At 44.5% G+C, this 13,766-nt stretch carries 22 protein-coding genes; all 22 read right to left on the reverse strand.

Going from position 1 to position 13,766, the window contains the following annotated elements; all coding sequences use genetic code 11:
* Entirely contained in the window at positions 1-171 is a 171-nt protein-coding gene (locus D6024_RS26780) for a hypothetical protein (RefSeq protein ID WP_162944816.1), read from the reverse strand.
* Between the two features lie 14 nt (positions 172-185).
* Complete coding sequence (locus D6024_RS16470) at positions 186-836, reverse strand: hypothetical protein (protein WP_121355753.1); 651 nt, start codon at positions 834-836, stop codon at positions 186-188.
* The gene (locus D6024_RS16475; protein WP_121355754.1) at positions 833-1,084 is read right to left on the reverse strand and encodes a hypothetical protein; all 252 of its coding nucleotides are present in this window, start codon (positions 1,082-1,084) and stop codon (positions 833-835) included. The genes D6024_RS16470 and D6024_RS16475 overlap by 4 nt, the downstream gene beginning before the upstream one ends.
* 73 nt (positions 1,085-1,157) lie before the next feature.
* Entirely contained in the window at positions 1,158-1,757 is a 600-nt protein-coding gene (locus tag D6024_RS16480; RefSeq protein WP_121355755.1) for a hypothetical protein, read from the reverse strand.
* Between the two features lie 20 nt (positions 1,758-1,777).
* Positions 1,778-2,173, reverse strand: coding sequence for an N-acetylmuramoyl-L-alanine amidase (locus D6024_RS16485; RefSeq protein ID WP_121355756.1), 396 nt, complete (start codon positions 2,171-2,173; stop codon positions 1,778-1,780).
* Between the two features lie 9 nt (positions 2,174-2,182).
* Complete coding sequence (locus D6024_RS16490; protein ID WP_121355757.1) at positions 2,183-3,124, reverse strand: peptidoglycan-binding domain-containing protein; 942 nt, start codon at positions 3,122-3,124, stop codon at positions 2,183-2,185.
* A 4-nt stretch (positions 3,125-3,128) separates the two neighbouring features.
* Positions 3,129-3,824, reverse strand: a complete 696-nt coding sequence (locus D6024_RS16495; RefSeq protein WP_121355758.1) for a hypothetical protein — start codon at positions 3,822-3,824, stop codon at positions 3,129-3,131.
* A 23-nt stretch (positions 3,825-3,847) separates the two neighbouring features.
* Positions 3,848-4,030, reverse strand: coding sequence for a hypothetical protein (locus D6024_RS16500; protein ID WP_121355759.1), 183 nt, complete (start codon positions 4,028-4,030; stop codon positions 3,848-3,850).
* Positions 4,031-4,035: 5 nt separating this feature from the next.
* Positions 4,036-4,863, reverse strand: coding sequence for a hypothetical protein (locus D6024_RS16505; RefSeq protein WP_121355760.1), 828 nt, complete (start codon positions 4,861-4,863; stop codon positions 4,036-4,038).
* Positions 4,847-5,185 carry a hypothetical protein gene (locus D6024_RS16510; RefSeq protein WP_121355761.1) on the reverse strand — a complete coding sequence of 113 codons (339 nt, stop codon included), beginning with the start codon at positions 5,183-5,185 and terminating at the stop codon, positions 4,847-4,849. The genes D6024_RS16505 and D6024_RS16510 overlap by 17 nt, the downstream gene beginning before the upstream one ends.
* Positions 5,182-6,126 carry a hypothetical protein gene (locus D6024_RS16515; protein WP_121355762.1) on the reverse strand — a complete coding sequence of 315 codons (945 nt, stop codon included), beginning with the start codon at positions 6,124-6,126 and terminating at the stop codon, positions 5,182-5,184. Before D6024_RS16515 ends, D6024_RS16510 begins: the two co-directional genes overlap by 4 nt.
* On the reverse strand, positions 6,126-6,503 hold the full coding sequence (locus tag D6024_RS16520; protein WP_162944817.1) for a hypothetical protein: 378 nt from the start codon (positions 6,501-6,503) through the stop codon (positions 6,126-6,128). The genes D6024_RS16515 and D6024_RS16520 overlap by 1 nt, the downstream gene beginning before the upstream one ends.
* A gap of 19 nt (positions 6,504-6,522) precedes the next feature.
* Complete coding sequence (locus tag D6024_RS16525; protein WP_205573303.1) at positions 6,523-7,056, reverse strand: glycoside hydrolase family 24 protein; 534 nt, start codon at positions 7,054-7,056, stop codon at positions 6,523-6,525.
* A 3-nt stretch (positions 7,057-7,059) separates the two neighbouring features.
* Positions 7,060-7,776 carry a hypothetical protein gene (locus D6024_RS16530; protein WP_121355765.1) on the reverse strand — a complete coding sequence of 239 codons (717 nt, stop codon included), beginning with the start codon at positions 7,774-7,776 and terminating at the stop codon, positions 7,060-7,062.
* A gap of 38 nt (positions 7,777-7,814) precedes the next feature.
* Positions 7,815-8,414 (reverse strand): hypothetical protein, encoded by a 600-nt coding sequence (locus tag D6024_RS16535; protein WP_121355766.1) that lies wholly within the window; start codon positions 8,412-8,414, stop codon positions 7,815-7,817.
* A gap of 24 nt (positions 8,415-8,438) precedes the next feature.
* Positions 8,439-10,301: a hypothetical protein gene (locus tag D6024_RS16540; RefSeq protein WP_121355767.1), complete on the reverse strand. Its 1,863-nt coding sequence runs from the start codon at positions 10,299-10,301 to the stop codon at positions 8,439-8,441.
* Positions 10,302-10,311: 10 nt separating this feature from the next.
* Positions 10,312-10,794, reverse strand: coding sequence for a hypothetical protein (locus D6024_RS16545; protein WP_121355768.1), 483 nt, complete (start codon positions 10,792-10,794; stop codon positions 10,312-10,314).
* On the reverse strand, positions 10,791-10,976 hold the full coding sequence (locus tag D6024_RS16550) for a hypothetical protein (protein WP_121355769.1): 186 nt from the start codon (positions 10,974-10,976) through the stop codon (positions 10,791-10,793). The genes D6024_RS16545 and D6024_RS16550 overlap by 4 nt, the downstream gene beginning before the upstream one ends.
* A 12-nt stretch (positions 10,977-10,988) precedes the next feature.
* A complete protein-coding gene (locus D6024_RS16555) occupies positions 10,989-11,225 on the reverse strand; it encodes a MerR family transcriptional regulator (protein ID WP_121355770.1) in 237 nt (78 codons plus the stop codon).
* Between the two features lie 21 nt (positions 11,226-11,246).
* On the reverse strand, positions 11,247-11,804 hold the full coding sequence (locus D6024_RS16560; protein ID WP_162944818.1) for a hypothetical protein: 558 nt from the start codon (positions 11,802-11,804) through the stop codon (positions 11,247-11,249).
* A gap of 215 nt (positions 11,805-12,019) precedes the next feature.
* Positions 12,020-13,462 (reverse strand): hypothetical protein, encoded by a 1,443-nt coding sequence (locus D6024_RS16565; RefSeq protein ID WP_121355772.1) that lies wholly within the window; start codon positions 13,460-13,462, stop codon positions 12,020-12,022.
* Between the two features lie 57 nt (positions 13,463-13,519).
* Positions 13,520-13,762, reverse strand: coding sequence for a DUF4248 domain-containing protein (locus D6024_RS16570; RefSeq protein WP_162944819.1), 243 nt, complete (start codon positions 13,760-13,762; stop codon positions 13,520-13,522).
* Positions 13,763-13,766 lie beyond the last annotated feature (4 nt).

Raw genomic sequence — 13,766 nt, forward strand, 5'->3', positions numbered from 1 at the left:
TTACGGATTTGATTTGGTGACGTTTTCAGCGATGCTTTCCCCGATGATGGAACCAAGAAAACCGCCCATCATTACGTAGGGAACTGAGTCCTTCTCGGCCTCTTTCGAATACCAATAGGCAAGTAGTGAGGTAAGAAGGGTAACGGTAGAAACAATGGTTTTCTCTTTCATGTTGGTGAAGCATTTTAATGATAAATGAAATAGGTTGCGGCTGCACCGGACAAGGCAATAAGTACCGCAGAAAGCAGCTTGCATTTTACTTTTTGCCTCTTGTATTGTTTGCTCAACTGTTTGTTTTGGTCAACTAAAAGCTGCTGCCCCTGTATGCTTTTTTCAAACGCAGTTTTGAGGCCTGTGTATTGAGCATCCTTTAAGGAAATGGTTGTGTCCTTATTCGCCACCTGTTGTTCTAAATTGGCCGTTACTCCTTCATACAAAGTGTCCTTTTGTGCGTTGGATTGCAACAATTCGCTAACCGTCGCAGCCAACGAATCGCATGACGTTTTTGTGGAAATTGTGTCAGCTTGCTGCTTATCAAAGCGGCTGTCCAACAGGCTATAAACTTGACTTTGTAAGACTTGGCTTTTTCGCTTTGTCTTTTGGAGTTCAAATTTCGTAGCAGCCAGTTCAGTATGGAGCTTGTTGCTTTCTTTCTTCAGCGTATCAAAAGACTTTGCATAACCCGTTTCAAATTGTGTTACTTCTTTTTTAAGCTCTTTAGGTGCAGGGACAGATACAGGCAATGGGTTATTACAAAGGGCAGCAGTGCCGTACACAAGTCCCAGGAAAAGGCCAAGGAACACACCGACTGCAAAGCAGAGTAGGTTGTATTTCATGGATTGGAGGTTTGTTCGTTTGTCGTGTTTGTTGTGTCAAAAGTTTTCTTCTCGATGGAGTAGCCAAAGCAGCCCGCTGCCACCAGGCTTGTGAAGGAATAGAACATAAATTCGGGTATGTTCTTTCCAAAGAATTGCTGTGCAATCCAGCTAACAAGCATGAAGAAAACCAAAAGGGCGATGATGACTTCACGCAGCGAAAAGCTGCCGTTTTTATCCCGAAGGATTTGTTTTAGAAAATTGTTCATGAGGTATCAGAATTTAGAATTGAATAAGCATAAGCAGTTAGTCCGGCTGACACGGTAATGCCAGATAGCACCATCAGGAATTTTTTTTTGCTTCCCTGTTGATGGCTCGTTCGTCAATAAGGGTGTACGTGAAGCTGTTTCCATACAATCCTTTGTGCCGTTCACAGAGTGATAGGAACTGAACAAAGTCAGTGATGCTGGCAAATACCTGACAACCGGCAGAATAATGGTCAACGGTTTTAGTCGTTCCAGTCTCCGATGCCCGGTGTATGTTGATGCCAAACAGCCCCTTGTCTTCCCGTCCGTTGTTGAAGTCTAAAACGGCATTGCGGTCATAATCTCGGATAACGGTAACGGGACGTTGTTGTACAAGCGCCATGTATTTGCCACGGTGCAAACCCATTGCATGAGAACCGATATATTGGCCTTGCTTCAAAATGGCTGTGCCCTGTGGGTTCATGGGGTTTTGCAGCCAATACGTGCCAGGATCGGTGGTTGCGGGAAACTTGTGCTGAATGAGCTTGCCTTCTTTATCCAGATAAAACACATAGATGGCATCATCGAAGGCATTGGGTTTAGTGCTATCAGAGCGAACACCGACAATGTTTAGCTCAAAAGGACGTAGGAAGATTTTGTACCCTTTCTTTTGAAGGGCTTCTTGAATGGTATTCATAGGAAAATGTTTTTTAAAACTTAGGCTATTGTGATTTCAGGTTCATACGCTCGCAGCCAGTCTTTCACGTTGAAGCCAGGGCAACCGGAAGATGCTTCAAATTCGTTGTGGCCTACAATTCGTACAGAAGGGTATTTCAGCGTGAGAGCAATGAGCTTGTTGTAAAGCGCTTCTTCCTGCACGGGTGTTCGGGTATCGCCCAAATTGCCAGCTTTGTTGCGGCCACCTGCGTAGGCAATGTGGATGGCTTCGTTATCGGCAGCGGCTACATTTTTCACAACGGTTGTTTCGGGTTGTATGCGCTTGATCTCACCGCTCCTTTCTACCACGTAATGAAAGTCGCCATAGTATTGAGAAACCTTCGGGTCGAATGTGGCTGTAGAGTGTACGACGATGTATTTGATGTGTCTTTTCATGGGATATGCTTAGAGGTATTTTACAGTTTTGGTTTGTACAAGAAAGTGTTTGCCTTTGTTCTCAAAAAGGGTATAGTCAAGGCGCTGGGCTACTTCGTTGCCCAACACCATTCGGGCCGGAACCTTCACGCTTTCGGAAGCATTTATCCAAACAGAAGTTGGAACAATGGTCACAAGCGGCAAGCCATCTATTCCCGACAAACTCCACTTGCTGCCATCAAATTGAAGGCCCATTCGTAGGAACTCAAACTTGATGGCTCGCTTTTGAGCATCGCTGGTGAATACATTGAGCATTCCGTTCACAATGGTTTGCCGAATACCATTTATACGTTCCTGCTTGAAAATATTGTTGGCTGCCGTGTAATCATCAACGCTCTTCAACTTCTTCAGCAATCCAATGGCTTTGCTGTAATCCTTTGCAAAAGCCGCAGCGTATAAGTCTTTGCCGACCGTAGCTGGATTGGCGGTTGTGCCTTGCGCAATTACATTCAAGCTGCTTTGCGTGATGCTCGTAGGAAGCCCAAGTTTTTTCAACGCATTCAAAAGCTCCGTTCCAAAGTCGCCATCTGCACCGTACTTCGGTAAGACTTGCTTGCCATACTTGGCAATCAAAGCCTCTTGCAGCTTTCTAACGTTTTCGCCTTTGCTTCCTTTCGTTAGTGGAAAATCGTCGTTGCGCTCCACCGTAGCCGAAGGCGTGTAGGCAGGTGCTTTCGTCTTCGGCTTCGGGAGGCTTGGCGTGAGCACAATGGGTTGCTCCATGTTATTAATAAGCGTATCAATGTCTGCATTTGCCGCCTTTTGCTCCTTTTTCTTTTTCAGGTATTGCCAGCCGAAGTAGCCCAGGATGCCTGTGGCGCCGACGGCAAGTGTTGTGATGATTATTTTCTTTTTTCGTGTCTTCCGCTTGGAAGGTGCTTTTGTAGCAGAAGACTTTTTTGTTTTCGTCATAGGATTAGACTTTCGGTTTTTTATTGATAATTTCCATCATGGAGCCAAACTCCCAGAACTCCAACTCGCTCCTTAAATCGCTCATTAAGTCATTGCCGTATTCTTTCAGATATGCTGCTGCCACTTTCCCGAAATCGGCTTGGGTGGGTATTTCCATGAACACGGCTTTGATCGCTGGTTCATCTGTGCCCGGTACAAACCAATAGGTGATGTCAAAGGCTGCCTTCAATCGTTTGGCCCAAGACAAATACTGCTGTTGCGTAAGTATGGTTGAATAATTGCCGGTAATCTTATCAGGCTTACCCGCTATGATAGCCAACATCTCATTGTACTCTGATGATGTAAGCTCCTCTTTCAAATCCGCCATCAGGCTTCTTGCATAGAGCTTTTGATAGGAGTTGATGACTTGCTTGAAATAATCTTTGCTTGGCACTTTTCGTATCACGTCCCGAATGGCTACTTCATCCGTTCCCCACCCGAAATAGTTATCGTTTTCAAAAGCCATTTTTAATTGCTGCGCAAACGAAGCAGCATTGCCATCCTCATACGTTTTCTTTTGCTCACTGGTAGCTCTTGCACCTCTTACTACACTACGTCCGAGTAAAAAACTTCCTCCAAGAACAACCAGACCTACTATCGAATAGGTTAGCTTTTCTTTCAGTGTAAAGTCATCGTGCTCTTGGTAGGAAGCGGCTTTCATAGGAAGTCAGTTTTGGTTTCTAATTACACGCCCAAGTATTGCTTGGCAAGTGCTGTTTTTGCCGGGTCGGTTTTTACCACATGCGCAAGCTTGGTCAGTTCTTTCGTGCTTAGCTTCTTTGCCAGTACGGTCAGTGCTTCCACTTTAGCATCGGCTTCCGCTTCAGTTTTTTCCTCCAGCGCAATTTTGTAGTTGTAGCTTTTCATCGGATTTATTGTTTGGTTGTGATTAAATCAAGTACGGTTGGTATCAGCGTTGGGTCGTTTACCATTGCTTGCAAAATGAGGTTGAACATTTCGGCTTGCTCTTGCGTGAGATTTTTCTCAAATGCTTTGAGGTATGCCAAGTATCGTTTTTCTTCTTCCGTGATTTCGGATGTTGTTTCTTTTTGGAAGGAAACGTTCGGTTCGGGACCGGATTGTTGTTGTAAGAGCCGGGCTTCCTGCTCTTTATTGTCCTGCTCTACAAAGCCTGCCAGTGCTGCACCACCAGGCAGTTTGGTCAAAATTTGTGGGTTGCGTCTGACCATGCTTTCCAAGGCAACAGACGCAAATTCAGCGACGTTAATGTTACCCAGTTTGAACTTGTTTTGTTTTAAGTCTTGAATTTCCTTTTCCAGCTTTTCGGCATATTCTTCTGTTTCTTCCAGGTCTTGTTTTGCAGCTTCCAATTCTTCACGCAGCCGGTTCATTTCATATTCCCTGTCTCGTGCAGCCAGCTTTTCTTGCACGATGTTTTCAATCTCACCCAATCCGTTCAGTGATTTGCTTCCAACTGTCTTTTGCACCATAAAGCAATACTGGTCATTACGGGGCGATAGATTGGAGTTATAAATCAGGATGCGTACTTTCTCCGTGTCCTCGTTCATGTAAAACTCATAGCTGTCAAACTCTTTGGGGTCATCAGTCTTGGCAACCACTTTCAGGTTGTCCACAAAAATTTCAAAGGGCTTTGCAAATCCTTTTTCAGCATGTGCTTCCAGGAAATGTTTCAGCTTGTCTATTTTTAATTGGTCGTAAACATCATTTGTTACCGGCATGGCCTTCAGTGTTTATGGGTATTGCTTGTAAAAACCTTGCGTTCGTTGGTGACAGGGATAAGTTGGTTAGCGTGATGCGTCCCCGGTGTTCGTATTGGAGTTCGTTGGCACTGACTTCACTTAGATCAAACAGGCCGACATCGCTCTCAATCCGCAGTGTTGAAATGGGGTCAATGAGTAAAAAAATCTGATTATAGGCCGTCAGTTCTCTTGTTTCGCTTTCACGAAGTAGAATGTGACGAAAGCGCAAGAGATATTCTTTCCCATAGCCCATTTCCTGCATTCTTCTCTTTATATAATCAAGGGCCAATTCCGCTGTCATGCTGCCTCCATGTTTTCAAACCAAACAAGAATGTTCAGTCCATAGCTTACGTCCTGGTTGTAATACACCCCCCAGCTATCCTTATAGTAGGCTTCCAATATTGGCGAAGCTGTGGTGATGTCAACTTCGGTGGCATTGCGCTTTCTGCCTTTCAACCATTCGTCCTGTACTTCACCAGGAAAGCTGAAATCGCCGAAGTTGATATTCTTGTCCTGCCGCCACGCATCGCACTGAAAGAAAATGTCTGTTGCATCAGGGCTTTGCAGCGAAAGCACACCGGCCCTTTCGTTGCTAACAATAGTAAACAACGGGTCGTAGTCCAAAAGCTGTGGCATTGGTGGAGGAGGCGGTGGCGGAGGTGGTGGCGGTGCTCCGGTACAAGAACCTTGGCCCGAAGCGAAAAACGAGTGCTGCGAATCCACCGTCAACGTAAGCAAGTCGCCGTTGTTGGAAGCAGTTGGTTTGTAATTATGGTTGTTACTACCATATTGGCTCCAGGCAGCAAGGGAGGTATTATTTACTTCGGTTGCAAGCTTTGCTGCAATGGAGGCAGGTGTATCGCCGTCCAATGCGGTTACTGAAACCGTTACAGAGTAAACGCCGCAGCTATAAACAAAAGTTGGGTTCACGACTGCACCGATACGGAAAACCTGCGTTATTATGCCGCCTGCTGTATTGGAGCTTACCGGGTCAATCGTTGCACTGCCAGGGTTTGGACAGTTGTTCGATACAGGTGCCGGAGCAGGTGTGGGTGTTGGTATAGGTGCTGGCGCTGGTGTCGGCTTCGGGGTAGTAGAAATGTCTGGCATGTTGGAAAACAGAAAGGCACTAACCTCGACCGCTATAATTTTCAATGCCACTCCTTGCAAGGGAATTTGGAAATATTTTATTTCTCCTTTGCGGCTGACTTGTTCGCTATGCAGGATAACCTTCTGTTGCATTAGTCTTTTATTTCTACGTCCAGATAAATAGACACACGGTAAGCGGCAAACTGAAGTCTTGTATCAGGTGTGTCCTTGTATTCAATCTTGAGCTTGAAGTTGCCGGGAGCAATGCCGCCGAGTACATAGTAGCGGTCATTGGGCGAAACATTCAACCCACTCATTAAAAGCTTTGTTTCATAGCCTTCAGGAAAAATCTCGTCGCTGTTCAGTTCTACTTTTGCTGAACCCCGGTAATACATCAAGTCGTCCCGGTCAGAGGCGAACAACAACCCGTGCACTTTCGCTACGTTTTTATCCAACTCAAACGTTTTGGTGTGGATAGCGTTAGCTGAAGTCACGTCTATGTCGTACCGCTTTTTTATTCGTTTTGGCATTGTCTGAATTTGAAAAAGGTTAAGCAATCAATCCACCGGCAACCTTGATAATAGCAAGCAGGTTTTGCACATTCTTTTCGTTTTGCCCGTACCCTGCACCGGGTAACGAAGCCCATTCTTTCCGACACTTGGCAATTGCTTCTTTGAAGTGACCTGCATACACATCATCCAATGCTTTTCTGCGGCGAATAAGTTCAATAGCAGCTTTGTCTTGGTTGACAGGGCTGAAGTCAGTGAGACCTAATTTGCCTTGCAATTCAACCCATGTTTTATTTAGGATTTGATACGCTCCGGCGGCGGTTGAAGTAATGCCCCACTTAGTTGTCGGTGTGTTGGGATGCTTTGAAAAATCATTGAAACTTCCACCGCCATACAATTTGCGGTATCCATCTTTTCCATAAGTGCCTTCCGCGTATTGTATCATAATCAGGAAAGCACGAATGTTTTTATAGGCTACTTCTGTCTTGTCCATTTTGTGTTTGAGAAGGAACAGTAGTGCAGGTAGGGTTAAGCCTGCGACTACCATTCCGGTTTTTGTGTTGAGAAGGTTCATTCATTAGGGTGTGGTAATGGTGCCATGCAATCCAACGTAGATGTAGGTGTTCTGTGGGATGCTGTCCATTGAGCCAAGTTCCACCGTCATTTCAATTAGAATGTCATCTTGAATTAGACGAGGATTAGCAAGCTTGTAGTAGCCCACGGGCACGTTCTTGTTCCCTGATGTTTTAAACACCACATTGCTGGTTTCAGGAACAATCTGCTTTTTATTGCTGCGAAGGGAAAACTCACCATTGGCTATGGTATTGAAGTTCTCCAAGCCCTTGAACTCCGTCGCAATTATTTTATCTTTTGAGCCGTCCGCTGACACTCCCGCCAAAAGGAAAATGCCGCTGACTAAAAATGCCTGGTTTTTTGGCAGCTTTGCGTTTGATACGTTGCGCAAGCCCACTTCTTTGTCGTCCTGCGTTTCAAACAGCTTGATGGTTTTTGATGTAACAGGCTTGATAGAATAAATGGTACTGTCAGCGAGGCGTAGTTCACCTTTTACTAATCCTTCTTTGATGTGCGGCGGCAGTTCGCCAAAAAATTTTTCCATTTCTGCACGAGAGCCTTTGCTCTGTGGCGTGTTGAACATTTTGTTCATGGTCTTCACCCGTTGCACGGGGTTCATGCGGCGGAGTGCGCCGAGCAGTTCTTGGTCGTCTGCTCCTTCAAGGCCAAGTAGTGCGCCCTGGTTGTTGTATTCTTCAATTCCTTCGAGTAAGCCTAACATAGTGTAGGGTTTTAGTTTGTTATAGGATGTTGTTTGGTTTAAAAGTTTTGTTCTGATACGTCGCCGAAGTCTCCCAAATCATTTTCAACGTCGCCAAAATCGCTTTCCGGCAAGCTGCCTTGAAACTGCATGGCGCTGTCGGTAAGCTGGTTTTCAATGGCGTCAAGTGCAGCCAGGTCATTGTTTGGATAAGAGAAGTATTGCAGTTCGCCAAAGCCATTCGCGGTACTGCTAACAAGCCCTTTCTTTTTAAGTTTATCCAGGTAGATTTTTTCTGAAAAGCTTTCTTTAAAAGCTTGTAGGCGTTCTTTTACACCGTCCAATCCTTCAATACCGCTCACGGCAGTGTTGGTCTTTGCAAAACTGTTTGCAGCCATCATTCCGATACCGAGCATCTGTGTGAGCTTGTTGCCGGAGTAGTGACCGACACCTGTGGTGATGATGCCGACAACAAAAGAGGGTTTCCCGATGGCTGCACCAAGCAGCCCACCGCCTAAGACACCTACCAGAATGCCTTTGCCGGTTTCGATGGCCGTGTTTTTTATATTGCCTTCGGTCTTGAGTTCAGAGCCAAAGCCCTGCATCATGGTTTGCCGCTTCCCCTTTTTGGTGTAACGGCCCTTTTTACGTTTTGCCATTTTGTTTTGTTTTTGAGTTTGGATTTAGAGCAGGGCAACTGCTGTTTTCTTTTGATGTTTATGTTTTGCTTTGGATGTGTGCTTTGCTTTCCGCTTGTGGTTTCTCTTCTTTGGTTTAGGTATGCCGGAAAGCGAACGAGAAGATGATTTTGCCGGGGATGGCTTTGGTTTTAATACTGCAAATCCTATCGCAAGGAGACTAACACCACCGACACCGATAGCCACAGGTTTAAGCCAGCTTTTGTTTTTGTCCCAAAAGGTTTCTTTCGTAGGTGGCGTGTCAGTTGTTGTATTGGCCATTGAAGTATTTGCAACTGCATTCGATGTAGTAACAACTGCATTGCTTTGCGGCACAACGCTACTTTCTTGTTCTTCACTGGACGTTTCGCTTACCGGAGCAAGTGCATTGGTTTGCGAGGAGTATGCACTTTCCTCGGACTTCATCATTGCGTTATCCGTTCTTACCAAAGCGGTGTTGGTTGATGAAGGCGCGATGTTTTCTACTGAGACACTTGCACCCGAACTGTTCATTACTTCTTTTGCCGCTTCTTTTGCTTCACCTTCAGGGATGGGAGTTGTATTGGGAACAGGTTGATTGTTTTCAGCAGCTTCGTTGACCTGCGGGTCAAAGTCTTTTGAACCTTCCCCTTTTCCACCAAAAATGTTACCGATTTGTTTTAGTGAGGCCACAATGCCGGCCAGCACTCCCATTGCAGCACCAACCGATGCAAGCGTAACAGGTTCACCCAATTGCCCAAGTCCTTGAAAGCCTTCCATACCATCTACGTTTTCCGAGCGGTAGATGTCGGGGCCAAGAAGCTGCGGGAGCGGCGTGTAAGCATTCATGTACTCGATGCCAGCGAATGAAATCCCATCCAAGCCTGCAACGGCTTTGTCCTTGTTGCCTTTGCCGCCAAGCATGGCCTTCTTTAAGTTCTTTGGGTTGCCACCTGCACCGTAAAAGATTTTCTCCAGCTTTTCACGGGTGGCAACAAGCCGCCCAAACTTCTGCGGATCAATTCCTTTTCCAGCCGCTTGTTCTGGTGCGAGATAGCTCCAGCGAAGCCGTCCGGCAACGTTCTTCACGTTCAACTTCATTGCAGCGAGTATGCCGTTGCGAAGTAGCACTGTCGCCGGATTAACACGATTAACAGTGTTTAGTACCTTTTTGAAAAAGCCTTTTTTCTTTGGCTTTGCATTGTTGGATGCAGCTTTTGCTTTTGTCTTTTGCGCTTTTTTAGCACTCAACTTTTGTAGAAGTGAAGGCTTCTTGGTTTTGGCTGTGGCATTTGCAGACTTGTTTTTTTTCTTGCCGTATAGTTGGCCCAAGTCGCCATCAAAGCCATTGAGATATTGTAAGTCCATAGGATAATCTTTCTTTTCTGAATAGGGTACTTCGTAATTGAACTTGTCGGTTACACAATCAATCGGAATTTCTTTTCCATTGAGCACGACAACGGGGTAGATATGCTGAAAGTAGTCCCGGTGGTATTTGGTTATCCGTAGGACGTGTTGGATTTTGAGGTTACTTAGGATAGAGGATATAAACACCGAGTAACAATCGCAATCCACCCCGCTTTTTCTGTCGTGCCAGGCTCTTGCCGGACTTCTTATCTGCTCATAGCCCTCTTGGTCTTTTTTATAAGCGATGTGTTGATAAACGAAGTGCCAAATGTTCGAGCATGTTTCATAGGTGTTATTCGTTTTAAGCAGTTGTGTAATCATTTTTGTTTGGTCAAGGGTTTCACTGACCACCTTTGGAATGAAGGCAACTGTATGTGTTACATCTGCATTGGTGCGAATGGTTTTGTTTGTTCCTTCCGCTTTGGGAAAGAGATGAGAATACTGCTCACCGCTGCGGATGTTACGTTTGCGTCCTGCTTCCATTGGGTACGGATTATTTCTTTATCGTAATGTCTTGTTTGTTTTCGTAGGGCAGCTTGATAATGCCCAGGTTTATCGTTGTCATCGTGCGAACGGTTATGATTTCCGTACCGCCACCAATGAGCGTTTTTATTAGTGTAAAAGCCATCGAGAAAACATTGCTCATTGGAATTTGTACCATGATGTTGTCAATCATTAATTCACCATGAGCAGGTAACTTGAACTCTTTATTCAGCGGCGTTGAGCTACCAATCACCGTGTCCTTGTAAAGAAGTTTAAGAAAGGGAGCAATTAAAGAAAAGCTCCCGTTGCTTGGGTTTTTCAATAGGACATCGAGGCGAATGGTAAGCCCATTCCAGCTAAGCGAATGGATAGATGCCTTCGGCACGACAACCAATTCAGCTCCGGCAGTTTTTAGGTTTTTCAAGTAGGTCCATCCTGCGTAAGCGCCAGCGCCAAGTACAGTAGTGGTCAATATCTTGGTGGCAAGGCTCATTTTGCTTTGCTTCTGCGTTTGTCAATAAGGTCAGCAGCCAGTTTGTAACCGAGCCAGATGCCGCCACCGATGATGGCTTTTATGGCGTAATCTGTTAGTCCCGTCAGATCAATGTTGGCGAGGAAGATGCACCCGGTAAGCAGCATATTGCTGCCGACGTTTTCGGAATGTTTGTTATCCATAGGATTTATATTTTAAGCGGCTGTTTTAATCGCAATTTTCTGCGGTAGGCCAATGGCGTTCACAATCTTCGCCACATCGTGCACCGTGAAATATTGGCTGTCTTTTTTTTCTACATCGGGAACTTTCGTAATCCATTTGCGGATGGTCTTGGTGGACACATCGTAGATTTCAGCGAGGTCTTTTATCCGGTACGGCTTGATGAGAAGACAACCTTCCTCATCGAAGTAATTTCGTTTGACAATTTTCATAAGCAGGAAAGGAAGATGGGTTTAGTTGCAGAGTTGTTGAATGGCCGTCATTTGAAAAAGGCTCAGAAGGCCAGGTGTCTTCTGCTCAATGAAATAGCCTCTCCAGTACTGGTAGTTTTTAACAGTCGGTTCTTCAGAAAATTCCAACACGGCTTCTGCGAGTGCTCTAATTTCCTGCTTGTAGTTGGGTAGCGACTGACGAAGGTCTTTTACTTCTTGCAGCCATTTGCGTGTACTTACAAAGCCGTATTCATTGCCCTTGTCAAACCACATCGAAGGAAGTGGCATGTATCGTCCCTTCACACTGTTCACATAGTAACGTGCAAGCAACACTCGCTGGCAAAAAGACACAAAGGCTTTTCGCGTGTCTTTGGCAAGCATAAAATATTCAAAGATTTTTTCCTTTGCACCATCGGCTTCTTTTGTAGAGAACAGTGTGCTGTTCCAAAGTGAGGTGTACGCAAAGTTCCAGGCGGCATCTACCAACTGTGCGGTGTGCATGTGTGCATCTACATCACCTACAACAATGGAAAGATGGGGTACAGATAAGGTTTGGTTTTTCATGGAATTGTGTCTCATTTGTGGCGTGTATTTTTTGTTTATCACTGATGACAACACAAACATACTATCACTGCAAACGGTCACTTTTCACTTTGTGCAAGTTTGTTTAAGTTCTTTTAAGAAGTTGTAAGAAGTTGTGAGTTTGGGCACGTTCCTTCCCGAATTTTCCCGATAAGGTTTCCCGTGAAATGGTCATGAATTAATAAAAAAGCCGCTTAAAGAGCGGCTTTTTGTTACTTAATAAACTTTACGGCTTCCTTATACCGACTATCACTTGCGAGTTTTTCGAGTGCTCGATTTGGGAAAGCGACAATTAAGTCAAGCACCTTATTAATTTGAACGTCTTTGGTTTTTGTTTTTAGAAATGTAGCCAGTTGTCTTAATCTTTTATCGGGTTTTGTGTGCCAAAAATCAGAAACGAATTCTGCATCATTAAATAGAAAGATGAACTCTTTCACTTCGTTCACGCCAAACATTTCAATGAATTGCTGGTAAAACGGTATAGCCCCTTCATCTACGCCTTCTTTGTACCCTTTGCCATTGCCTACATAGCAAATCGAAACAACTTTTACAAACAACTTCCGAATACTATCAGGGATGCCGCCTTTAGGTATAGATGTACTGATTGATTGAGCATGAGACCGTTCATTATAGAAATTGTTCCATTCATAATGGACAGTTTTCAGGTTTTGAAGTTTTTCAAGCAATTCGGCAGCTAAACTGTCTTCATCTTTATAGTCAAGAGCATTAACGTTTTCAAGAAATTTTTGTACAGCGTCTTTACGGTCAACATCGCCATTGTTTCTATACACGCCGTATTTGGCTCCAATGAAATAACGTACATCATCCGTTGTAACGTGCCAAATCTCGCGCATCAAGCGTTCAATATTTTTTTTGACACTCTGCTCTTGTTTAGGATTGCAGTACAAGCCAAACACCGAAAGAACAAAATCATTTATTCTCTCCTGCGATTGTTTTTGCATGTCAGCACCGATGGATGGGAAATCCTCTTTTGGAATTTCCTTGGTTCGTATGTTGTCAAACAGTTGTTTTATCTGAATAACGGAGTGGTCTGGCTTCGCAGTAATAGCATATCGTAAACAATACTCCAGAAATGAAAGCATTTCTGTACCTGTTATTTCATTTTCGTTAGGGTGTGCGGCACTTGCATGATTACGGAAATAGTTAACGTGTTCTAAGCGACGAAACGTTACATCACTAAGCAGGCCAATCCTGCGACATATTTCAATTAAGTCATGGTCGGAGATGACCGGCAAATCTTCGGTGGAAATAAGTCCCTTATATTTTGGGTTAGTGGTTGCTGCTATATTGAAGAAATACTGCAAATCAAAATTGCCAGCCAGTCTTCGTATCGCATTAACTGTTTCGTCCCAAAGAAAATTCAAAGCGCCGTCAAACAAGCCCACTGAAATGGCAACTGTAAATTTTGAAAGATATACGGCTTTGTATCTTTCTTCACGTGGTAGCAGGTCTAATGTACTTTCGAGAGCGAAAATTACTTTTCGCCTTTCTTCCACGGACGTAAGTATGTTCTCCGTCGGCAAACCAATATGGGTAAGTAGATTTGCTAACGGTTGGTTGAACGCCTGTATAGACGTATCAATTTTTTCGGGGGTGTTGCCCGCAGGTATCAGAATAATCTCATTTCCTTCCATAGCGTAAATTTTTGGGCGACAAATTTACTGAAAATGAAACGGATGAGATTAAGAAACTTATTCATGTGCCTGCCCCGGCAACCCCAACTTTTCAAAAATGATTTTCACTTGTAAAGCCGTGTATAACCGTCCTATTTTTTTGCCAACGGCTGTATGGTGCGGGGTGATCCAGTTTTTCATGGTGTGGTTACTCACTCCATAAAGGCCCGATAACTCCGTCAAACTATACGGCCTAATCTCTACTGCGATACTCGTAGTGCTCATTTCAGATTTGGTTTTATTGGTTTCACTTTTTTTCATGGCT

This window comes from Flavisolibacter nicotianae (genome assembly GCF_003628535.1).
GTDB classification, from domain to species: Bacteria; Bacteroidota; Bacteroidia; order Chitinophagales; family Chitinophagaceae; genus Flavisolibacter; species Flavisolibacter nicotianae.